21 protein-coding genes are annotated in these 22,807 nt (G+C 55.9%); 11 read left to right on the top strand and 10 right to left on the bottom strand.

Annotated elements, in window-relative coordinates:
- Positions 1–89 precede the first annotated feature (89 nt).
- The gene (gene thrS, locus ACR0L3_RS08745; RefSeq protein WP_480745317.1) at positions 90–2,048 is read right to left on the bottom strand and encodes a threonine--tRNA ligase; all 1,959 of its coding nucleotides are present in this window, start codon (positions 2,046–2,048) and stop codon (positions 90–92) included.
- 193 nt (positions 2,049–2,241) lie between these two features.
- Between thrS and ACR0L3_RS08740 the strand changes: the two genes are divergently transcribed.
- From ACR0L3_RS08740 to ACR0L3_RS08725, 4 genes are all read left to right on the top strand, one after another.
- Positions 2,242–2,991, top strand: coding sequence for an alpha/beta fold hydrolase (locus tag ACR0L3_RS08740; protein ID WP_480745316.1), 750 nt, complete (start codon positions 2,242–2,244; stop codon positions 2,989–2,991).
- Positions 2,991–3,983 (top strand): alpha/beta hydrolase, encoded by a 993-nt coding sequence (locus ACR0L3_RS08735; RefSeq protein WP_480745315.1) that lies wholly within the window; start codon positions 2,991–2,993, stop codon positions 3,981–3,983. The genes ACR0L3_RS08740 and ACR0L3_RS08735 overlap by 1 nt, the downstream gene beginning before the upstream one ends.
- A gap of 20 nt (positions 3,984–4,003) precedes the next feature.
- A complete protein-coding gene (locus ACR0L3_RS08730) occupies positions 4,004–4,618 on the top strand; it encodes a hypothetical protein (RefSeq protein ID WP_480745451.1) in 615 nt (204 codons plus the stop codon).
- 84 nt (positions 4,619–4,702) lie between these two features.
- Entirely contained in the window at positions 4,703–5,419 is a 717-nt protein-coding gene (locus tag ACR0L3_RS08725; protein WP_480745314.1) for an alpha/beta fold hydrolase, read from the top strand.
- On the opposite strand, the gene ACR0L3_RS08720 is transcribed toward ACR0L3_RS08725, so the two are convergent.
- Complete coding sequence (locus tag ACR0L3_RS08720; protein ID WP_480745313.1) at positions 5,410–5,982, bottom strand: DUF6151 family protein; 573 nt, start codon at positions 5,980–5,982, stop codon at positions 5,410–5,412. The two genes, ACR0L3_RS08725 and ACR0L3_RS08720, sit on opposite strands and share 10 nt — an antisense overlap.
- 17 nt (positions 5,983–5,999) lie before the next feature.
- Positions 6,000–7,271, bottom strand: coding sequence for a polyhydroxyalkanoate depolymerase (phaZ, locus tag ACR0L3_RS08715; RefSeq protein ID WP_480745312.1), 1,272 nt, complete (start codon positions 7,269–7,271; stop codon positions 6,000–6,002).
- 113 nt (positions 7,272–7,384) lie between these two features.
- Between phaZ and ACR0L3_RS08710 the strand changes: the two genes are divergently transcribed.
- From ACR0L3_RS08710 to ACR0L3_RS08695, 4 genes are all read left to right on the top strand, one after another.
- Positions 7,385–9,187: a PHA/PHB synthase family protein gene (locus ACR0L3_RS08710; protein ID WP_480745311.1), complete on the top strand. Its 1,803-nt coding sequence runs from the start codon at positions 7,385–7,387 to the stop codon at positions 9,185–9,187.
- Positions 9,188–9,316: 129 nt separating this feature from the next.
- Entirely contained in the window at positions 9,317–9,763 is a 447-nt protein-coding gene (locus ACR0L3_RS08705) for a phasin family protein (RefSeq protein WP_480745310.1), read from the top strand.
- 135 nt (positions 9,764–9,898) lie between these two features.
- Positions 9,899–10,453: a polyhydroxyalkanoate synthesis repressor PhaR gene (gene phaR, locus ACR0L3_RS08700; protein WP_480745309.1), complete on the top strand. Its 555-nt coding sequence runs from the start codon at positions 9,899–9,901 to the stop codon at positions 10,451–10,453.
- A gap of 10 nt (positions 10,454–10,463) precedes the next feature.
- Positions 10,464–11,222: a trypsin-like serine peptidase gene (locus ACR0L3_RS08695; protein WP_480745308.1), complete on the top strand. Its 759-nt coding sequence runs from the start codon at positions 10,464–10,466 to the stop codon at positions 11,220–11,222.
- Here ACR0L3_RS08695 and ACR0L3_RS08690 read toward each other — a convergent pair whose 3' ends face one another.
- The 7 genes from ACR0L3_RS08690 to ACR0L3_RS08660 all read right to left on the bottom strand — a co-directional run bounded on the left by ACR0L3_RS08690 (position 11,223) and on the right by ACR0L3_RS08660 (position 20,073).
- The gene (locus tag ACR0L3_RS08690; protein ID WP_480745307.1) at positions 11,223–12,437 is read right to left on the bottom strand and encodes a DegT/DnrJ/EryC1/StrS family aminotransferase; all 1,215 of its coding nucleotides are present in this window, start codon (positions 12,435–12,437) and stop codon (positions 11,223–11,225) included. It lies immediately after the preceding gene.
- 113 nt (positions 12,438–12,550) lie between these two features.
- Positions 12,551–13,855: an NAD(P)/FAD-dependent oxidoreductase gene (locus tag ACR0L3_RS08685; RefSeq protein WP_480745306.1), complete on the bottom strand. Its 1,305-nt coding sequence runs from the start codon at positions 13,853–13,855 to the stop codon at positions 12,551–12,553.
- 8 nt (positions 13,856–13,863) lie between these two features.
- Positions 13,864–15,222 (bottom strand): glutamine synthetase family protein, encoded by a 1,359-nt coding sequence (locus tag ACR0L3_RS08680; protein ID WP_480745305.1) that lies wholly within the window; start codon positions 15,220–15,222, stop codon positions 13,864–13,866.
- Complete coding sequence (locus tag ACR0L3_RS08675; RefSeq protein ID WP_480745304.1) at positions 15,222–15,902, bottom strand: type 1 glutamine amidotransferase; 681 nt, start codon at positions 15,900–15,902, stop codon at positions 15,222–15,224. The genes ACR0L3_RS08680 and ACR0L3_RS08675 overlap by 1 nt, the downstream gene beginning before the upstream one ends.
- Positions 15,903–15,961: 59 nt before the next feature.
- Positions 15,962–17,281, bottom strand: coding sequence for a glutamine synthetase family protein (locus tag ACR0L3_RS08670; protein WP_480745303.1), 1,320 nt, complete (start codon positions 17,279–17,281; stop codon positions 15,962–15,964).
- A gap of 138 nt (positions 17,282–17,419) precedes the next feature.
- Positions 17,420–19,606 carry a xanthine dehydrogenase family protein molybdopterin-binding subunit gene (locus ACR0L3_RS08665; protein ID WP_480745302.1) on the bottom strand — a complete coding sequence of 729 codons (2,187 nt, stop codon included), beginning with the start codon at positions 19,604–19,606 and terminating at the stop codon, positions 17,420–17,422.
- Positions 19,607–19,608: 2 nt separating this feature from the next.
- Positions 19,609–20,073, bottom strand: coding sequence for a (2Fe-2S)-binding protein (locus ACR0L3_RS08660; RefSeq protein WP_480745301.1), 465 nt, complete (start codon positions 20,071–20,073; stop codon positions 19,609–19,611).
- A 139-nt stretch (positions 20,074–20,212) separates the two neighbouring features.
- Between ACR0L3_RS08660 and ACR0L3_RS08655 the strand changes: the two genes are divergently transcribed.
- The 3 genes from ACR0L3_RS08655 (at position 20,213) to ACR0L3_RS08645 (ending at position 22,804) form a co-directional block, all read left to right on the top strand.
- Positions 20,213–20,815, top strand: coding sequence for a TetR/AcrR family transcriptional regulator (locus ACR0L3_RS08655; protein WP_480745300.1), 603 nt, complete (start codon positions 20,213–20,215; stop codon positions 20,813–20,815).
- Positions 20,816–20,827: 12 nt separating this feature from the next.
- Positions 20,828–21,715: a helix-turn-helix domain-containing protein gene (locus ACR0L3_RS08650; RefSeq protein WP_480745299.1), complete on the top strand. Its 888-nt coding sequence runs from the start codon at positions 20,828–20,830 to the stop codon at positions 21,713–21,715.
- 129 nt (positions 21,716–21,844) lie between these two features.
- The gene (locus ACR0L3_RS08645) at positions 21,845–22,804 is read left to right on the top strand and encodes an alpha/beta hydrolase (protein WP_480745298.1); all 960 of its coding nucleotides are present in this window, start codon (positions 21,845–21,847) and stop codon (positions 22,802–22,804) included.
- Positions 22,805–22,807 lie beyond the last annotated feature (3 nt).

Genomic DNA, 22,807 nt, shown 5'->3' with positions numbered 1-22,807 from the left:
TAACAAACTGTTTTTGAAAAGAAAAAGGGAAATTGTTTCAATCCGGCCCCTTTTTTGGGGCCGGATCCGGGGCGAATTACCGCCTAATGTTACAGCAGGTCTGGCGGAGTTGCCGCTTTCGACAGCTCATTTGTTACAACGTCAAGCGGTTGAACCTGCGTTTGTTTTTCACCAAGACGGCGGACGCTGACGGTGCGTTCCTCGACCTCGCGGTGACCGACTGCCAGAATGACCGGCACTTTTCCGACCGAATGCTCGCGCACTTTGTAGTTGATCTTCTCGTTGCGGATGTCCGCTTCGACCCGGACACCAGCTGCCTTAAGGGCATCAACCACTTCCATCACGTAATCATCGGCCTCGGAAGTGATCGAGGCGACAACGACCTGACGCGGGGCCAGCCAGAAAGGCAGCTTGCCTGCATGTTCTTCGATCAGGATTCCGATGAAGCGTTCGAACGAACCGAGCGTTGCACGGTGTAGCATAACCGGGCGGTGTTTGCCGCCGTCCGTTCCGATATAGGTCGCATCCAAACGCTCGGGGAGAACAAAGTCCACCTGATGCGTTCCGCATTGCCAATCCCGGCCAATCGCGTCCGTCAGAACAAACTCAAGCTTCGGGCCGTAAAAGGCACCTTCACCGGGGTTGAGTTCCGGTTCAATACCCGCAGCACGGGTCGCGCTGAGCAGGGCACCTTCAGCTTTGTCCCACACCTCATCCGATCCGGCGCGTTTTTCCGGCCGATCCGAGAACTTGACCGAGAAGTTTTCAAACCCAAGGTCTTTATAAATCTCGGACAAGAAGCGAATGAATTCTGCGGTCTCGGACTCGATCTGATCCTCGGTGCAAAAGATGTGACCATCATCCTGTGTAAAGCCGCGCACACGCATGATACCGTGCAACGCTCCTGAAGGTTCGTAGCGGTTACAAGATCCGAATTCTGCCATCCGCAAAGGTAGGTCGCGGTAAGACTTCAGACCCTGATTGAAGATCTGAACATGGCACGGGCAGTTCATGGGTTTCAGGGCGTTAACCGCCTTTTCGCGCGCATGTTCCTCGTCCACTTCGACGATAAACATATGCTCCTGATACTTGTCCCAATGCCCTGAGGCTTCCCACAGCTTACGGTCAACGACCTGAGGTGTGTTGACCTCGACATAGCCGCCTTTGCGCTGCTGTCGGCGCATGTAATCCTGCAACTGAGTGTAGATATTCCAACCGTTGGGATGCCAGAAGACCTGACCAGGAGCTTCTTCCTGCATGTGGAACAGGTCCATTTCGCGCCCCAATTTGCGGTGGTCGCGTTTAGCGGCCTCTTCCAGCATGTGCAGATGCGCCTTCAGCTTTTCCTTGCCGGTGAAGGCCACACCGTAGATGCGTTGCAGCATGGCGCGATCACTGTCGCCACGCCAATAGGCTCCAGCAATGCTCATCAGTTTGAACGCATCGCCGGGAAGCTGCCCAGTGTGCTGAAGGTGGGGACCACGGCACAGATCCTGCCAGTGTCCGTGCCAGTACATGCGCAGTGGTTCGTCACCCGGGATGGATTCGATCAGCTCGACCTTATAAGGCTCGTTGTTTGCCTTATAAAATTCGATCGCGCGCTCACGATCCCAGACCTCGGTGGTGACCGGATCACGCTTGTTGATGATCTCTTTCATCTTTTTCTCGATGAGGCCGAGATCCTCTGGGGTAAACGGCTCTTCGCGGTCGAAGTCGTAGTACCAGCCGTTTTCGATAACGGGGCCAATGGTGACTTTGGTCGCGGGCCAGATTTCTTGCACCGCGCGGGCCATGACGTGGGCTAGATCGTGGCGGATCAGCTCATTGGCCTGCGCTTCATCCTTCATGGTGTGGATGGCGATGTCGGCATCTGCATAGATGGGCCACTGAAGGTCCCAGTGCTGGCCGTTTACTGTGGCCGAGATGGCCTTTTTCGCCAGCGAAGTTGAAATATCGGCAGCCACCTGCGCGGGCGTTATGCCAGCTTCATAAGAACGTGCATTGCCATCGGGAAAGGTGAGAGAGACGGATTTAGTATCCAAGGCCATATCGGCTCTCCTCGTCGGTTTGGCGCCCACTGAACGCCCGGTTGCGGGTTATGGTGTTCGGCTGATTTGGCAGGTGCAGCATAGCCTGTCAAGAGCGGAAGAGCGGGGCACTGACGCTGCATGTCGATGGAATTCGGGAATTGCGACCACTGTTCTGGCATGCATGATGTTACGCAAACAGAAAGAGGGTTTCATGGCGGCGACGGAATTTCTTGAAACGGCGCAGGGGCGGCGGTTGGCTTATCACAAGAGCGAGGGCGCGGGCCCAACTATCGTTTTTCTGGGCGGGTTGAAATCGGATATGGAGGGCACCAAGGCGGTGCACCTTGAGGCTTGGGCACAGGCGCGTGGGCAGGCGTTTTTGCGCTTTGACTATTCCGGGCATGGAGAGAGTTCCGAAGCCTTTACCGATGGCTGCATCGGTGATTGGCATGAAGATACGGTTGCTGCTGTTTCGGCGTTGACGGATGGACCTTTGATCGTTGTCGGCTCGTCCATGGGTGGGTGGCAGGCGCTCTTGCTGGCCAAGGCGATGCCAGAGCGGATTGCGGGCATGGTTACAATCGCCGCTGCGCCGGATTTTACCGAGGATGGATATTGGGAGTCGTTTAGCGACGAACAGAAGGCCGCATTGGAAAATGTTGGCCATGTAGAATTGCCCTCGGACTACATGGAACCTTACATCATCACCAAGCGAATGATCGAGGATGGACGGCAGCGCTTGGTTTTGCGGGACCCGCTGAACCTGCCATTCCCGGTTCGCAGTCTTCAAGGCACAGCCGACACGGCGGTATCAACAGAAACCGCTGTGCGTCTGTTGGAGCATGCCACTGGGCCAGATATTCACCTGTTGTTGGTCAAGGAAGCGGATCATCGTTTTTCGGACGGTCCTTGTCTGGGGCTTATCGAGAACGCGGTCCTTGAGGTAATGGGGGACAGCTAGTGCAGCGCTTTGGCTGGGTACTCGGGCGCCTGCTTCTGGCGCTGATTGTTGTCGGTGGGCTGACCTATTGGTTCGGCCCCCGTGAAGAGGTCAACCTGCATCCGCGTTTCGATCCGCGAAAATTCGGCGAGGGCGTGCAGGTTTACTTTGAAAGCACCGAGTCCGCCTACGATGATATCGTTCCGGGCGTTGAAAAACGGGTGATATGGCAGGATGGCTTCAAGGAACAACGCACGCCGTTTTCCGTGCTTTATGTCCACGGGTTCTCGGCCTCGTCCGAGGAAATCCGACCGGTGCCCGACATGGTGGCCGATGCGTTGGGGGCCAATCTGATCTACACGCGGCTGCAAGGGCACGGGCGGGAAGGCAGCGCGATGGCCGAAGGGACGGCCTCGGGTTGGATGGAAGACATGGCCGAAGGGTTAGCAGCGGCGCGGGCTGTTGGCGAAAAGGTTGTGGTCATTTCAACCTCGACTGGCGGAACCTTGGCAGCAGCGGCGACGCTGGATCAAGAGCTTAGTCGCGATGTTGCGGGGATGGTCTTTGTTTCTCCGAACTTTGGGGTCAACACACCAGGTGCATGGATGCCCGGCCTGCCTTGGGCGCGAACTTGGCTACCTTTGGTGATGGGAGAGGAACGTGACGTTTCCAGCCCAGACCCAGAAAAGAACAAATATTGGACAGCGGTCTATCCGTGGGAGGCTGTGGTGCCGATGACCGCGTTGGTTGAAACCGTTTACGCGCTGGATTTCTCAGACGCGCAGATACCAGCATTGTTCTGGTTTTCTAATGATGATCAGGTGGTGCGCCCGGATTTGACGCACAAGGTCGCCGAGGCTTGGGGAGGGCCCGTGGCAGTGGAACTGGTGACGATGGGGCAAGGTGACGATCCCATGTCGCATGTGATTGCAGGACGTCTGATGTCGCCGGGTCAGACCGATACCGCTGTGGCGGGCATTCTGGACTGGCTAAAAGGGATAGGTGTGGAGTGACGATGCGCAAGCCGGGAAGCATGTGGAGCCTTGAAACGCTTGGTCGCGTTCGCCTTTCCCGGCATTTCTTCATGCGCGATTTTCTATACTCCGAAATTGCTAATTTTCACGAGAAACAGAACCTTCCCGAAAATCCTGATCTCGCCATCGAAACCGGGCGCGCGTTTTGCCAGACATTGCTTGATCCGTTGGAAGAGACCTTTGGGCGGATTGCCGTTCGGAGCGGATATCGCTCGCCTTCTCTGAACCAGTTCGGGAATGAAAACCGCCTGAATTGTGCTCGAAATGATAATCCATTGGAGTGCCACATCTGGGACCGGGCCGATGGGGACGCGCGGATCGCGGGGGCCTCGGTCGTTGTTCCTTGGTTCGCCGATCAGTACGAAACCGGACGTGATTGGCGTGACTTGGCTTGGTGGATGCATGACCATCTGGACTATTCCGAGATTTGGTTCTTTCCAAAGCTCTGCGCCTTCAATTTGGTGTGGCGGCCCAAACCGCATCGCCGGATCGACAGCTATATCAAACCGCGTGGATGTTTGTTGCGGCCAGGGGCAGAGCCGGGCGAAGACTTGAAAACCCGACGCAGCCGGTATGAGGATTTTCCAACCTTTCGGGGGATCGCCTATCCGTGAACTTTAACTTGCCCGACCCTGGAAAACGTCTCATCCTGAAAACAAGAGGTCCGTTTGAATAGTTAAAGATTGGTGAGGCCCCGCGTGATCGAGCCGCTGGTTTTACTGCCTGAGATGATGTGCGACGCACGGCTTTTTGCGCCTCAGATCAACTGTCTTTCCCGTCAGAGCGCGGTCACGGTCGCACCTGTTTCTTTGGGTGAGCGGATCGAAGAAATTGCATCGGCCCTTCTGGATCAATTGCCCCATCGCTTCGCGTTGGGCGGGTTGGGTATGGGAGGGGTGGTTGCGCTTGAAGTTATTCGCCGGGCACCGGACCGGGTTTCACGCCTGTGTCTGATGGCAACGGACGCGCATGCAGATACACCGCATTTGGCTGCCGCACGGGAAGAGCATTTGGTGGGGGCCAAGGCTGGTCGACTTGACGATGTGATGCGCAGGGTTTTCGGGTCGGATTCTCTGGCTCCGGGACCTCAGCGCATTCCGATTATGAACAACTTCATCGAGATGGCGTTGGATCACGGAACCGAGGTATTTGAGCGCCAAACCCGCGCCTTGCAACGGCGCCCGGACCAACAAGGAGAGTTGCGGCGCATCAAAGTACCCACACTGATTTTGTGTGGAGTTCACGACACGCTGACATCCGTGCGGAAAAACACCTTCATGGCCGAGCTCATCCCAGGTGCCGAGCTAAAAGTTTTAGAAGAAGCTGGGCACTTCCCAACTCTGGAAACCCCCGTGGTGGTAAATGAGATGCTAACCGAATGGCTTAGCACATCTGTAGGGGCCGGCTATGTGTAGTATTTCGCGCGATCGGCCTCGCTGAGGGTTGTCGGCGTTACCACTGGTTTACCGCTTGCCGGATTAAAGAAAGGTGTGTTTTTCCAGCTGCCTGACAGCCACGATTTCGCCAGACGCTTGAGAAGCCCAACCGCCGCGTAACGAATTTTTTCGTGTGATTGCTTGCCGTCCGGTTGGGGAACAAATCCTAGCGTCATGATCGGACCAATCTCGCTGGGGTCGGAGATACGCTCGACGATAAACCCGGCGAACGGAACTTTCGCGGTCCGCGCCGTCGTCGCAAGCGGTGCATTGCAGCACTTAGCGTACCATCGCAGCATCCCTTTGGGGCTGAGCTGCATCAGCGCAAGAAGTTCCGCGCCTTCGTCGATGTGAACTTCTTCCGAGCTCATCTGAAGAATGCTGACCGGCCCGGGGGCCGGGTCCGGTTGCCCACAGTACAGTTGCGCCGCACGACAATCGTTGCAGAAACAGCCAACATGGGTGCCCGAGCGCACGCCGGCAGAGGTGATGTGACCGTATAGCGAACCGCAGGTGCAGGAAAAAGCCAATGGCTGCGCCATTCTCCTGCCCATTCGTATTAGGCCACTTTGTTGCTGTTGGCCGCCCGCCGACGCGGTTTACGCGAATTGGCATTCATAAAGTCGATCACCAATGGCCGGATGTTGTCGCGCCAGCTGCGCCCGGCGAATATCCCATAGTGGCCAGCGCTTGGTTCTACATGACTGGCCTTTTTCGAATCCGGCAGGCCGGTGCAAAGATCAAGCGCTGCGATACACTGGCCAGGGGCCGAGATGTCATCATTCGCGCCTTCGACTGTCTTGACTGCGACATCGGTGATCTTGCCAATATCGACCTTATGACCACCGACAACAAATTCGTTTCGGGCGATTTCGCGGTTCTTGAAGACACGCTCAACGGTCGACAGGTAGAACTCGGCGGTCATGTCCATTACGGCCAGATACTCATCATAGAACCGGTTGTGGGCATCATGATCCGTGGCTTCACCTCGCATAACCCGCTGGATTTGATCAGAAAATGCCTTTGAGTGGCGCTCGGCATTCATCGACATGAAAGACGCCAACTGCAACAGGCCGGGATAAACCATGCGGCCAACGCCTTTGTATTTAAAGCCCACGCGCTGAATCATCGTTTCTTCCAGCTGACCCATTGTGACGCGGCGGCCAAAGTCGGTCACGTCGGTCGGAGTAGCGTCCGGGTCAACCGGGCCACCGATCAGGGTCAGGGTGCTGGGCTGCGCCTTGGGTTCGACCTCGGCCAGATAGGCGGTCGCAGCGAGTGATAGAGGCGCAGGTTGGCAGACGGCCACAACATGGGTGTCCGGACCAAGCTCTTTCATAAAATCGACAAGGTAGAGGGTATAGTCCTCAACATCGAACTTACCTTCTGAGACGGGGATGTCGCGCGCGTTATGCCAATCGGTAATGTAGACTTCGCAATCGACCAACAGACTTTTGACGGTCGATCGCAGCAGCGTTGCATAATGTCCGGACATCGGCGCAATCAACAATACTTTGCGAGGTTGTTCTTCGCGGCCGTTAACGCGGAAATGCAACAAATCTCCAAATGGGCGTTCGACAATGGTGGTTATGTCAACCAAATGATCTTTGCCATCTTCGCACGTGAAAGTGCGAATACCCCAGTCTGGCTTGACGACCATGCGCTGGAATGTTCGTTCAGTTACCTCACCCCAAGCAGCCATCATGCTGAAGGCGGGGTTGGGGACCATGGACAGGACTGGGTAAGATGCCATGGCACTGGCAGTAGCGCCCATCCATTGGTTGGTGTTGCGCAACGTCTCCATCAGATCGTATGTAATCATATAGCGCATGGGAAAGGGGCCTCCTAAATGTCAGCCTATTATTTCGGACCATTCGCCGCTTTGCCCCCCGACACCCACGACGTTATTCTGCGTAGCAGCGAGGTTAGGGGGGAATTGTTAAAATGACAACAAGTGAAGACCAGATGCCAGAATTGAACGACGAAAGCATTGAACGACTTAAAGAAAATATGGAGCGGGTCGAAGAGTTGTCGAAACGACTGATCGACGTCATGGCGACGAAAAAGTCGCATACGCCCGCCTTGGACGGCCCGAATCAAGAGCTTTTCGCACGAGCAGCAACAGCCTATTGGGCCGAAGCCTTGCAAAACCCTGCCAAGCTATTGGAACAGCAGATTGAGTACTGGGGCAAATCGGTTCTGAACTTTGCCGAAGCGCAGCAGGCCATGGCAACAGGCGAGGTTGAAGACGACGAGGCAATCTCAGGAGATAAACGGTTTTCGAACCCCTTGTGGGAAACCAACCCCTACTTCCGTCTTATTCGGCAGCAATACCAGACGAATGCTTCAGCGATCTCTCAGGCAGTTGCCTCGGTCGAGGATCTGGATGACAAGGACAAACGGCGCCTGCGGTATTTCTCGCAGCAGATCATCGACATGATGGCGCCGACGAATTTCTTGGCCACGAATCCGGATGCGCTACAAAAGGCAGTTGAAACCGAAGGGCAATCCCTGATCCAAGGGCTTGAAAATCTGGTCTCGGACCTTGAGGCGAACGATGGCGAGTTAGTGGTCAAACTGGCGGACGAAAGCGCATTCGAGGTTGGTGGAAATCTGGCGACCACTCCGGGTGACGTGGTTTTTCGGAACCGGATGATGGAGCTGATCCAATACAAGCCCGCGACCGAAACAGTTTACGAGACACCAATCGTGCTGTTCCCGCCCTGGATCAACAAGTTCTACATCCTCGACCTCAAAGCACAGAACAGCTTGATCAAGTGGATCACCGAGCAGGGCTATACGCTGTTTGTGGTCAGCTGGGTCAACCCAGATGAAAGCTATGCCGATACCGGTCTTGAGGATTATATTCAGGACGGTTTCCTAACCGCGATCGAAGAAGCCAAAAAGATCTGCAACGTCAAGCAGGTCAACGCGATCGGCTACTGCATCGCGGGCACAACGCTTAGCTTGACATTGTCGCTTATGAAGCAGCGTGGCGACAAGTCGATCAAGTCAGCCACGCTGTTTACGGCCTTGACGGACTTCTCTGATCAAGGGGAGTTCACACCGTTCTTGCAGAATGATTTCATCGACGGTGTAGAAGAAGAGGTGAATAAAGAGGGCATTCTTCGCTCTTGGATCATGGCGCGTACCATGTCTTTCTTGCGCTCACGCGATCTGGTCTACGGCCCAGCAATTCGCAGCTACATGATGGGCGAGCTACCGCCAGCTTTTGATCTGCTTTATTGGAATGGTGACGGGGCCAACCTGCCTGCCAAGATGACAGTGCAGTATTTGCGTGGCTTGTGTCAGCGCAATGAGTTTGCCACTGACGGCTTCGAGCTTCTCGGGCACAAGCTGCGCGTCAGCGACGTTGATGTGCCGCTAATGGCGATCACGTGCGAGACGGATCATATCGCTGCGTGGAAAGACTGCTATCGCGGGGTGCAGAAGATGGGGTCGCGTTCCAAGACCTTTGTGGTTTCGGAATCCGGACACATCGCAGGCATCGTCAACCCGCCCAGCAAGAAGAAATATGGTCATTATACTAATCCGGATATGAAGTCTGACGCCGAAACCTGGATGAAAGACGCCGACTTTCATCAAGGGTCTTGGTGGCCGATGTGGGAGGCATGGCTAAAGAAGCGATCCGGCAAGCAGGTTCCGGCCCGCGATACCGGCGATTCGGATCATCCTTCGCTGGCTCCTGCACCAGGCACCTATGTATTGGCCAATCCAAACGGCTGATTTCATTTTGAAACTTAAAATTTCTGCGGCGCAGCAAGAAAAAACTTGCAATGCTGCGGCGCAGCATACATATTGTCCTCAAGCTGATGAAAGCCGGGGTGGGCCCGGTTCGGCAAAAGGATTAGGACAATGGCAAAGACTCAAGACTTTACCGCGACCCTGAAAGACATGATGGGCGCATTCCCTGTTGACACCTCTGCTTTGGAAGGTGCCTTCAAATCGACCGCAACCCTGAACGAAAAACTGTCGGGCGTTGCTCTGGAAGCAGCTGAGAAGTCGGCTGAAATCTCGAACAAATGGACCAAGGACACTCTGGCCAAACTGAACGAGATGTCGAAAGCAAAGGCTGAGCCTGCTGACTACGCAAAAGCTGCTACCGATTTCGCAAGCGCGTCGGCTGAAGTTGCTGCTGAAAACATGGCTGCTTTCGCTGAAATCGCGAAAAAACTTCAGTCTGAAACCGTCGAGCTGCTGATGGCTGCTGGTAAAGAAGCTGCTGAAGACGCAACTGCTGCCGTCAAAAAAGCAACCAACGACGTGACAGCTGCTGCCAAGAAAGCTGCAACTGCAAAGTAAGAAAAGACCGCGACACGCACCCGTTCCTCCCATCTGGTGCAATCGCGCTGGGCAGGTCAATCGACCTGCCCTTTCTTTTTGTTCTGCAGTCGCATAACCTCTGCTGCAATGCATCATCCTTGGGGAGGGTAAACGGTGGCAGAACAAGAAAAACCGCTGTTGATCAAACGTTACGCCAGCCGTCGGCTGTATAACACCGAGACCAGTGACTATGTCACGCTCGAAGACATCGCAGCATTTATCCGCGATGGGCGTGAAGTACAGATCATCGACCTGAAAACCGGGGACGATCTTACAAGGCAATATCTGCTACAAATCATTGCTGAACACGAAAGCCGCGGCGAAAACGTGTTGCCGGTCAACGTTCTGAACGATCTAGTGCGCAGCTACATGATCCCTGGCGGTGGGATGATGCCGCAATTTTTGCAAAGCTCCTTCGAGATGCTGCGCGAAAGCCAGAACAAGATGATGGAAAACATGAATGCGATGAACCCGATGTCGCAGATGCCGGGATTCGAAGCGATGCAGGCGCAGCAAAAGGCATTCCTCAAGGCGATGACGGGTGGTTTGTCCAGTGGATGGTCCGGGCCAGACAAGGATGACGAGTCGACGCCCGAGTCAAAAGAAGATCTCGACGATATCAAAAAGCAACTGGCTGAGTTGCAGCAAAAGCTCTCCAAGCTGAACTGAAGACACCCAAATGCGCTGGCTGGTTCTGACCTTGGCGGTGTTTTGGACGTATCCTGCACTGTCGCAGGGTCGGTTTTCTGAAAACTGGTCTCAGGTTTGCACAATGGGCGCGCAATCTGAGGCCGGGTGCGACGCTATTCGCAAGCGTGAGGTTCTGGAGGCAAGTACAGCCCCGTGGCGCGCAATTGGGCGTATCAACTTCGCCAGCCGGGATCAGAGGTCTCATTGCACAGGCGTTCTTGTGTCTGACAGGCTCGTCCTGACCGCCGCGCATTGCTTGTACAACGCAGCACGTTTGCGTTGGATACCGCCATCCAGCATCAGATTTGTTGCTGGATACCAACGAGGCGAAGCCGCAGCGGTTTCGGGCGTCAACGGCTATCGGTTCGCGTCCGCACAAGCTCTGGGCGACGGCTTCGAAAATCGCGCTGAACTTGATTGGGCTATTCTGGAGTTGACTGATCCGATTGGACAGCAGATCGGCCATCTGCCCATTGCACGCGAAGAAACTTCAGCAGCCTTCGTGGCGGGCTACTCAGGTTTTCGGCCTCATGTGCTGAGTCGGACAGAGACCTGCGTGCCGCAACGGCATGCGAATAGGGTTCTATTGGCGGTTTGCCCTGTGATGATGGGTGATTCAGGTGCGCCGCTTTTGGTCGAAACGCCCGACGGAGTTCAGGTAGCAGCGATCCTGTCTCGTGTGGCCGCAACCCCCGAAGGGGTTACAGCTTTGTTTCTATCCGTCGATGCTTTTGATCTCGAAGATTAATCAGGTGCCGTAAACCGGTACCGGGCCAGTCACCTCGCCGACCGAGGCCAGCAGAATATCGGCGATCACGTCCAGTTCATCTTTCGTCAAACGCACCGGCAAACGGACGTCACAGGCTTTCATAAGCATGTCGCGTGTTTGCGGCAGCTCAAACTTTTCGGGAAGGAATTGCCAGTTCCAAAAGGCGCGAGCGTTGTCTTCACTCAGACCAAATACCTGCACCTTTACGCCGCGTGCTTCAGAGGCGGCGGCAAAGGCACGAATTTCAGCCTCGTCCATACCTACCAGATTGAACTGTATTGAATCGGGCGCACGGCGCTCGGGAGCCAACGGGGCCGGGACCGAGATGTTGGCGGAGCTATTCAACCGCTCGGCCACATAGTCATGGTTCGATAGACCATCCTGAACGCGGCGCGCCAGTTCCGGGATTTGCGGGCGTATCACTGCAGCGCTTAGGTTGCTCATCCGCAAGTTGTACAGTGGCAATTGGTTCTGCCATCGCGCAAAGGCCTGTTCTAATTCGGGCGAATTGTCTCCGTGAGGGCCTTTGTGTTTTTTCCAGTTATGCTCGTAAGCGCCGGACATGATTACGGCACGGGCCACCTGATCGGCGTCGTCGGTTATCAGGATACCGCCTTCGCCTGCATTAATCATTTTGTAGGACTGGAACGAGAAGCAGCCGACTTTGCCAATGGTGCCGATGTTCTGCCCATGCCAGGTGGTACCCAGCGAGTGTGCAGCGTCCTCGATCACTGGAATGTTGCGCTCATTGCACAAGGCCATAATCGCGTCCATGTCTGACGTGTGGCCGCGCATGTGGCTGATGATTACAGCTTGCACACTGTCCAGCTTGGCGGCGAAATCGTCTAGGTTGATGCGATAGTTCTCACCGACTTCACACAAGACCGGAATGCAGTCTGCATGTACGACCGAAGAGGGTACGGCAGCAAAGGTAAAGCCGGGGATCAGAACACGCGCGTCCCTCGGAAGGTCCAGAGCCTTAAGTGACAGAAACAAAGCCGCCGAACAGGACGATACCGCCAGTGCGTATTTCGTGCCCAGCAATTCAGCGAATTCCGCCTCGAGCAAGGCCACTGGCGCATCCTGCGGTGCGGTATAGCGGAAAAGATCGCCCGACTGCATCAAGGCGTCGATGGCTTCTTTTGCTGCTGGCGGGATGGGTTCGGCGTCATGAACGTTTGGAGGAAGCGTCATATTTGATTTTCCCAAATTCTAACTTTGGAAAACATAAAGCCAAACTTTTGGCAATAAAACCCCTCAATCGCGCTATGGGCGAAATTTCACCAATCTGTCGTACTTTCTTAACGTCAGACCCCGAGGCGGTCCCGCAGCGCAAACCAGGTCATCGCCAGCACCAGCAACGGGCTGCGCAGGGCAGGGCCACCGGGGAAGGGTAGGGCAGGGACACGGGCCATGGTGTCGAAGCCTTCAACCTGCCCTCGGATCGCCAGCGCCATCAGTTGCCCGGCGTGGGTAGCAGTGCCGACCCCGTGCCCAGAGTATCCCGAAGCAGACAGGATGTTCGGTGCAACTCGGGTCAAATAGGGCATCCGCCGCATAGTGATGGCCAAAGTGCCGCCCCAGGCATAGTCAATCTTAACATCCTGAAGGTGCGGAAAGATTTCTGCCATGGGTTTGCGCACCTTGGCAGCAATGTCGGTTGGGAAACGGTAGCCATAGCTTTCGCCACCACCGAAAAGCAGGCGGCCATCTGCGCTGAGCCGAAAATAGTTCACCACAAACTTTGTATCAGCCACAGCTACATCGCGGGTGAGGACGCGGGCAGTATCAGCACCCAAGGGTTCGGTTGCAGCGATGAAGTTGTTAATTGGCATAACCCGGGCAGCCACCTTGCGGTTCAGCTCGCCCATATAACCATTACAGGCCAGAATGACGTGGTCGGCGCTTACTGTTCCATCCGCTGTGCGAACTTTGGCGGGTTGGCCTTCTTCGATGCCAGTGACTTCTGTGCTTTCGTAGATGCGAACTCCGGCTTTGGCTGCGGCCTTTGCCAGACCCAGCGCGTAATTCAGAGGATGCAGATGGGCCGCGCCCATGTCCAGGTATCCACCTTTATAGGCGGGCGAGGGGCAAAGGGCGTGCCCTGCCGCCTCATCCAGACATTCAATTTCGTCGTACCCATATCGACTGGACAAATGCTCTGCATGGTCATGCAGCTCTGCTTGTTCCTTCGAACTCAGGCCCAAGACGGCAACGCCCGGCTTTAAGGCGCAATCGATCTGATGCTTCCTGATCAGGGACTTCACTAGATTCTTTGCGTCCTCGGCCAAATCCCACAGCTTAGAGGCGTCGTCATCGCCAACCAAACTTTCCAGATCCTCTTGATCCATGCGCTGTGCACTACCCAACTGGCCACCATTGCGGCCCGAGGCGCCAAAACCCACTCGATGTGCCTCGAGCAGCACCACGTCTAGTCCGGCCTCAGCCAGATGCAGGGCGGCGGAAAGACCGGTATAGCCAGCGCCCACGACACAGACATCAGCTTTGGTGTCACCTGACAGGGTAGGAAATCGGTCTATCGAATTGGCCGTCGCCGCGTACCAACTGGCCGGGTATTCGGCTTTGCGGTCGTTGGAATAGAGCAGGTTCATCACGCGCCTCAGACGTTCAGCAAGAGATGCTCGCGCTCCCACGGAGAGATCACCTGCAGGAACTCTTCGTATTCGGCCCGTTTTACGATGCTATAGACGCGGGCGAATTCGGGGCCCAAAACTTCGTGCAGGGCGGTGGCCTCATCGAACAGGTCCAACGCACTGCCCATGACTTGCGGGATGTCGCCTTCGCCTTCATAGGCGTCACCGTGAAACTGACGGCGGGGGCGTTCCTGCTGGATCAATCCCAAATAACCACAGGCAAGCGACAAAGCGATGCCTAAGTAAGGGTTACAGTCCATCCCGGCGATACGGTTTTCAACGCGACGCGCCTCGGGCCCGGACAGAGGTACGCGGATGCCCGTGGTGCGGTTGTCGCGTGCCCATTCCAAGTTAATCGGGGCAGCGTGGTCCTTCACATACCGGCGGTACGAATTCACATATGGCGCCATTACGGCCAGCCCGGCAGGCAGGTGGTTTTGTAGCCCAGCGATGAAGTTGTAGAATGCGTCGGTCTCACCCCCTTGCGGGCCAGAGAAGATGTTCTGCCCGGTCTCGATATCCGTGATCGAGTGGTGGATGTGCATCGCCGAGCCCGGCTCGTCCGCGATCGGTTTTGCCATGAAGGTGGCAAAACAGTTATGACGCAAGGCAGCCTCGCGGATCAGGCGTTTAAAGTAAAAGACCTCATCAGCCAGTTTCACAGGGTTACCATGGCGCAGGTTGATTTCCAGCTGACCAGCCCCGCCTTCCTGAGTGATGCCGTCGATTTCAAACCCTTGATGTTCGGCGAAATCATAAATGTCATCGATCACGGGGCCAAACTCGTCCACGGCTGTCATGGAATAAGCCTGACGAGCAGCCGCTGGGCGACCCGAGCGGCCCATCATCGGTTTGATGCCTTGAGCCGGATCGACATTGGGGGCGACCAGAAAAAACTCCATCTCGGGCGCGACGATTGGGTTCCAACCCTTGTCACGATACAGCTGCACTACGCGCTTCAGCACGTTGCGGGGGCTAAAAGGGATCGGCTCTCCGTCCCGATCATAGGCGTCGTGGATCACCTGCAACGTCCAGTCGCCAGTCCAGGGTGCGGCGGAAGCGGTTGAGAAATCGGGTTTCAGGATCATGTCCCGTTCGATAAACCCATCCTCGCCTGCCGCTTCTCCCCAATCGCCAGTGATGGTTTGGTAGAAAATGCTGTCCGGCAGATGGAAATAGTCCTGACGGGCGAATTTCGATGCCGGAACGGCTTTGCCGCGCGCAATTCCGGGCAGGTCTGCGATAACGCATTCGACCTCATCTAGTCTCTGGCCTTCGATATAAGTGCGGGCTGCCTGTGGCAGTTGATCTTTCCAGTCGGCCATTAGGCCCTCTCTTTCTTCAAAAAATCCGCCATAAGTTGCCCGATCTTTGAATTGTCGTCTGGTGCGTTTAAGCGGTTTGCGGCAGCTGCCATCAGTTCGTCAGGTACAACGCCCTTGCCGCGTGTTTCCATCAGGCCCTGAATGAAGGCGTCACCGTATTCAGGGTGCGCCTGTACCGTCCATATCGTGTCGCCATACGCCACCATTGCATTGTGGCAAAACGCGTTCGATCCCAACACACGTGCCTTTTCGGGCAGGGCAACCACCTGATCCTGATGCCACGCGTTTAAAGTCACGGTCTGCCCCTCATAGTCATAGTCTGTACGTCCGACTGCCCAACCGCCTTTGAACTTCTCAACTTTTCCACCCAATGCTTGCGCGATGATTTGGTGGCCAAAGCACACACCGATTAATGGGCGGCCGCTTTTCTGAATCGATCGGATCAGATCTTCCAGTGGTGGAATCCAAGGATGATCTTCGTAAGCACCATGGCGCGAGCCAGTGATGACCCAGCCATCGGCCTGAAACTCATCTTCGGGGAACTGTCCGTCAACGACGGCGTAGGTCGAATATGTGAAGCCGTTCCCGTCCAAGAGATCGCGAAACATCGCGTCATAATCGTCGAATTGGTCCTGCAGTACGTCAGGCCGGTGGCCGGTCACTAGGATGCCGATTTTCATGGGTCACCAAAATTTGATCAAATTTATTCTAGCCCACCGAATCCGGGCGGGCAAGAGGGTCATACTGCCTCGAGGTAGCTGAGCCAGTGGGTTTCTGCCGGACGGTCGGCAAAACGCTGAATTTCCTGCCGCTTGGTCATGGCGAAAAAGCGGATAAGGTCAGCAGAGAAGATACGCGCCACATAAGGGTCAGTCTCGAATGCCGATATGGCCGAGGCCCAGTCGCTCGCCAATTGCGGCAGGCCGTCGCTATCATAAGCGTTGCCAGTAATAGGGGCGGGCGGTTCTGTTTCGTCCTTGATCCCATTTAACGCGGCGCCCAATACTGCTGCCAACATCAGGTAAGGGTTGATGTCACCACCAGCCACGCGGTGTTCAATCCGGCGTGCGGCCGGGGCACCGCCAGGGATGCGCAGAGCCGCGGTGCGGTTCTCATAAGCCCAGCTCGCTCCGGTAGGGGCATGTGCGCTGGGTACAAGGCGAGTGTATGAGTTGCCATGTGGCGCAAAGATCGGTGTGCAGCCAGGCATCGCAGCCAGACACCCGGCAACAGCCCAACGCAGCAAATCGGTACCCTCTGGCCCACCATCGTCGAATACGTTCTTTCCTTGTTGATCAACGACGGAGAAATGCACGTGCATCCCATTGCCGGCGTCTTCAGCGTAAGGTTTCGCCATGAAAGTGGCCGTAAAACCGTGTTTTCGCGCTAAGCCACGCGTCAAGGTCTTGAAAAGCCATGTATCATCAGCGCAGCGCATCGCGTCCTGATGGTTCAGGTTGATTTCGAACTGGCCAATGCCGCCTTCGGAAATGGCAGTTTGGGCTGGGATACCCATTGCGGCGCACCCATCGTATAGGTCGGTGAAGAAGGTGTCGAAGGCGTCCAACTCGGTCATGGAAAGTATCGCCTCATCGGTGAGCCGTCTGCCAGTAACCGGGTTGATCGGAGGTTGAGGTTGCGGGCCGGAAGCGTCCAGCAGCGTGAACTCCAGTTCAGTAGCAGCGATGACGGACCAGCCGCGCTTGGCATAGCGATCCAATACCGCGGCCAGTGCATGGCGAGGGTCTCCGGCAAACGGCGTGCCGGCGTCATCATGCAAGCTCATTGGAACCAAGGCCGTATCTGCCGCTATCCATGGCATTGGAACCGGACCTCGATCCGTCGGCAACAGCATCCCGTCTGCGTCACCGGTTTCGAACACCAAGGGACTGCCTTCTATGTCCGAGCCCCACAGATCAACATTCAGCGCGGAAAAGGGCATCCGAACTGTGCCTTTGGTCAGCTTGTCTGCGTAAGAAGGCGGCACGCGTTTCCCGCGCATCTGGCCGTTCAGATCACATGCAGCTACGCGAAAACTGTGCAGGGCGCTCAAGTCCATCGGGGTCTCCATCACTCGGATTGTCCGAGATGTAATAGAGACAGCAGGCATTGTCACCAAATTTGATCAAATTTTTGTCACCGCAGTCTTGCGAGCTAAATGCTCCGCGCCCGAGGGGGGAGGCGCGGAGCGTGGGCTTTAAACGAAGCTGATGCCGTTTTCAGCCATTGGCAGTTCGGCCACCAGTGTGCCGGACAAGGCGTTGATCGCGTTAGCCAGGGCAGGTGCGGACGGGGGGGTGCCGGGTTCGCCGACACCGGTGGGTGCCTCGGCAGACGGCACGATGTGGACGTCTATCGCAGCAATGTCGCCGATCCGCAGCGGCTCGTAATCCGGAAAGTTGAACTGATCGACAGCACCGCCCGTAAGCGTGATCTGGTCACGCATGACGTGGCCGATGCCATAGCCGATACCGCCTTCCATCTGCGCACGCACGATATCGGGATTCACCGCGATACCGCAGTCGACGGCACAAGTGACTTTTTCGATCTTGATACCGCTTTCCGGATCGCCCGACACTTCGACGACCTCGGCCACGTAAGAGCCAAAGGACTTATGCACCGCGATGCCTTGTGCCCGACCAACCGGAGCATTGCCCCAATCAGCCTTTTCGGTCGCCAGCTTCAAAACAGCGGCCTTCCGAGCCTGATCCGCGTCGTTGGTGTCAGAAAGATGAGCCAGACGGAATTCCAACGGGTCGCGGCCAGCTGCTTCGGCTACCAGATCCATCATCGTCTCCATCGTGTAAGCCGTATGGGTATGTCCCACCGACCGCCACCAAAGAACCGTTGTTGCCTTGGGCGTATCGGTCAGGCCCACCGCCATGCCCGGGATTTGATAAGGACTGTCGGCAATTCCTTCGACTGAGGTGTGATCAATTCCGTCATGGACGAGAACCGCCTCGAATGGGGTGCCTTTGATGACGGACTGCCCAGCGACCTGATGTTGCCACCCAACGATGTTGCCATCGGCGTCCAGCCCCACACGAACCTTGTGCCCAAAGGCCGGACGATAGTAGCCGCTACGGATATCATCTTCGCGGGTCCAAACCAGTTTCACAGAGCGCGAGCGATCCGTGACTACAAAGGATAGCGCTGCTTCGACTTGATAATCAGCATCCGGGGTTGCGCGACGCCCAAAAGAACCGCCGGCCAGCATCGTGTTTACCTGAATCTTTTCTGGCGGCAGTTGGAATATCTGTTGATAAGCCATATGCGGACCCGTCGGCATTTGCGCCCCGTCGTGCAGGACAATGGTGCCGTCTGCCGTCTGTTCGATGGTACAGTTCAGGGGTTCCATTGGCGCATGGGCCAGCAGAGGGAAATAGAAGGTCTTTTCGATGACCTTGTCTGCCCCGTCGATCGCCGCCGATACCGCCGCGGTATCCGCCTTGTTAACGTTGAACATGGGCTCGGCGTCCAGTGCGGCCATGATTTCGGCCTTGATCTGGTCCGAGTCACGCGTTTCGGCGCTCGACATGTCCCACTCGACCTCAAGCGCATCGCGCGCCTGAATTGCCGCCCAAGTGTTTTCGGCATAGACCGCGACACCTGCCTGATTGGGCAGAACTGCGGCGTTGATATAGCCTTTAACCTCTTTGGCGGTACTGTCATCAAAGCTAAGTGCGATACCGCCCTTAGATTCCGGGCGCTTGATCATGGCCACCATCTGGTTCGGCAGGTGGAGGTCCATAGCGTACATCGCCTGACCGTTGCCCTTGATCGCTGAGTCCTTACGGCGAACGGCTTCGTTGCCGATCAAGCGGAACTCGAACGGGTCTTTCAAGCGCGGCTCGGTCGGGGCTTCCAGCTGCGAAGCTGCGGAAACGAATTCCGCGATCGGCGCAGATTTGTCGCCTGCTTTAACGATACCTTCCTCGATGGTGATGTCCGAGGCGTCCAAGCCCCAGCTTTGCGCAGCCGCGTTAATCAGCATCTCGCGCGCGGCAGCACCGGCCTGACGATATTGAAGCCAAGAATTTGCCATAGCGGTTGAGCCGCCAGTGCCCTGGAACGGACCAAACAGTAGGTTGTTGTAGACATTTGGATCAGAGGGCGCGAATTCGTACTCGATCTGGTCCATGGTCAGACCGATCTCTTCCGCGATCAGCGTCGGCAGACCGGTTGCAGGTCCTTGACCCTTTTCAAAATGCTTAACGATGGCTGTCACGGTGCCGTCAGCGTCGATCTTCAAGAACGGGTTGAACTGAGTAGTCTCGGATGAAGCTACTGCCAACGCACCATCGGGGCGCGCGCCGACCAGCAGGACGGCACCGGCAGCGGCGGCGCCTTTCAGAAACCCACGACGGGAGGTGTTGATGGTCATGATCAGGCCTCTAAAATCTCTGACGCGCGCTGAATTCCAGCGCGGATGCGTTGATATGTGGCGCAGCGGCAGGCGTTACCGTGCATGTAGTTGTCGATCTCTTCAGCGCTGGGCTTGGGGTTTTCCGACAGCAATCCGACCGCCGACATTACCTGACCTGATTGGCAATATCCGCACTGGACCACGTCCAGCTCGATCCAGGCCTGCTGAACAGCCGCGCCGATCTTATCTTCGCCAACTGCCTCGATTGTGGTGATTTCGGCGTCTTCGACGTCTTCAATGTAAGTTTGACACGAGCGCACGGGCTCGCCGTTTAGATGCACGGTACAGGCGCCGCAGGATGCAACGCCGCAGCCGAATTTGGTTCCGGTGAGTTTCAACTCGTCCCGGATCACCCATAGCAGGGGCGTGCCGGGTTCGGCTTCGACCGTGTGGGTTTCGCCGTTCAATTTTAAAGTCAAGGCCATTAGGGGACTCTCCGTGTTGGGCTGGTTACCTGAGTCGGTAAACTGGCGCGTTTACTAGTGGCACAAAAACTTGCCACTGTAAACTCTTGCGTTTACCTAGGATTTGACCGCCCCACGTCAATAGGTCTATAGCTCTGACATGACTGAATGCAGCGCCCCGAATGCGTCCAAGTACGCTCAGATCATCGAAGCCGCTGTGGCCGAGTTCCAAGACAAGGGCTTTGCCGCGGCCAGTATGGATCGAATTTCGGCGCAAGCTGAGGTTTCCAAAAGAACGCTTTATAAGTATTTTGAAAGTAAGGAAAACCTGTTTCGGTCTATCGTGACGGAACTATCCAATCGCTTCGCTGAGGTCGTCGAATTCCGGTACGAACAAGGGAGCGACATTCGTGAGCAGCTGACCGAGCTGGCCTGGGCCGAAGGGCGTATTTTGATGATGCCCGATGTAATGGCGATGTCTCGGATGGTGATCAGCGAAACTTTGCGCAGCCCCGAACTGGCGGCAGAGGCGACAGGCAAGCTGGACAAAACGGCTGTATTCATAAGCATGCTTCGGGATGCAGCTGAAGATGGTCAATTGCGGATTGACGACCCAGAGCAAGCAGGCCGTGAATTTATTGGTTTGATCAAGGCACGTGCCTTTTGGCCATTGTTGTTCACAGGTTCGGTGCTAAGCCAAGCGGAGATGGCTGAAACCATCGAAGGCAGTGTCGAGATGATGATCAGTCGGTACGGGGTTTGAGGTTACTGAAACGTGCCCCGGCTATATAATGAGATTTACCCCTCCGCGCCATTGCTGAACAGCGAAGACGCCCCGTATGTGTCTGCGGCTGCATTGATGTCGTTGCGTTATTTTCAGGCCGAACCCGATAGCATGCCTGAAGATGTGTTTGACGAACACCATGTCCTTTTGAACCTGCAATCTGATCCGCATCGAGTTCAGAACATGCGAAACGGCGAGTTGCGGGATTTCACCTTCAACCTTCATGACATCATTGTCACTCCCGCCGGAACGCGCTCGGGCTGGCGTTGGTTCGCGAAATCCAACGTCATCGTCATCACGCTCGATCCGCAAAAGGTTGAGAAATTTGCGCAATCCGAACTGGGGATGCTGTTGGAGCAGAAGCAGTTTGAGGACCTGCCGCAGTTTGCCGACCCCGACCTGTGCGCTGCCGGAGTGATCCTGCGCGATGCGCTTGAGAACGACGATATGTCCTCGGCCGTGATGTTCGAGGCGATGAGTCGCGTCTTTTTGGTTAAGCTCTTGCTGAAATACGGTCGCCGCAAAGCCGAAGCGGTGGCATTGAGCGCGCGGTTCACTTCAACCCATTACCACAAGGTGCTGACCTATGTCCGCGCCCACCTTGACCAGACAATAACGGTTGATGACTTGGCTGCCGAAACCGCAATGAGCAAGTCGCATTTCAACCGCGTTTTCAAAGAGACCTTGGGCACGACACCCATGCAGTATGTCATGGCCTATAGGATAGAGCAGGCGACCAAAATGTTGGCAGAGCACAGTCGCAGTTTCGCCGATATTTCAGCCGCGTGCGGATTTGCCGATCAGGCCCATTTTTCACGTAGTTTCAAAAAGGTCACCGGGCAGACACCGAAAGAATTTCGCGTGTCAAATGTGGTTTGACTTCTTTTGAACAAACTAAGCGCGATCCTTCAAAACTCTGGTTGTAGGGTTCAATAAAAACCCTTGGGTGCTGAATAGTTTCTGATCATCAGGTGAATATCTCACCGCAGTAGATCAGGAGATAAGGCAATGAATAATACAGCCCTTGGAACCGCCGCACTGCTTATGGCCTCGACCGCCGCAATGGCGCAGGTGGAAACTCGCACAGTTACCTTCGAAAACGAAGGCGCAACGCTGTCCGGCACCCTTTACCTGCCCGAAGGATACAGCGGTGAGAAATTGCCTGCCGTGGTGGTAACTGGCGCTTGGACGTCCGTGCAGGAACAGATGCCTCGTGTTTATGCCGAAGAAATGGTCGAGCGTGGCTTTGCAGCGTTTACTTTTGATTTTCGCGGCTGGGGCAAATCCGGTGACCTGCCGCAGCACGTCCGATTTGTAGAAAGCCCAGAAGCGAAGACGTCCGACATCCGTGCAGCCTTTGAATTTGTGGCAACACTGCCAGAGGTCGACGCAGCGCATATTAACGGCCTGGGGATCTGCGCTTCGGCTGGATACATGGTTGACGCCGTCTCGGGCAACGATCTGGTTCAGCGGATTGGCTTAGTAGCTCCGTGGCTGCAAAACGCCGAGATCGTTGAGACGGTTTGTGGCGGAGAAGAAGGTGTGTCCGGCTTGATCGAAGTCAGCCGCGCTGCCGAGGCTGCCGGGGGCCAAATAATCCCTGCGGCAGGCCCCGAAGGTGCCGAGGGGGTGCTCATGCCAATTGGTGGCTATTACTACGAGCCCGAGCGCGGTGCGATCCCAGAATACGACAACCAATGGAACAATGCGGGTTGGGAAGGCTGGTTGACCTATTACCCGGCAGAAAATCCCGACCGACTGACGCAACCTTTGGCCGTCGTGCATTCAGAATCGGCTGCCATTCCGCAGGGTGTCCGCAAGTTCCTGGAAGGCTTTGCAGGGGACGCAACGCTGCAGATGCTTGAAGACGTCACCCAGTTCGATTTCTACGACAACCCCGAGGACGTAACACGCGCTGCCGACACAGTTGCTGCTCATTTTGCGGCAAGTTCGGAGCAGGGCGGCTGAGAA

This window comes from Ruegeria sp. CK1 (assembly GCF_056536545.1).
The sequence above is the reverse complement of the archived record's forward strand: the minus strand, read 5'-3'. Positions and strand labels throughout refer to the sequence as shown.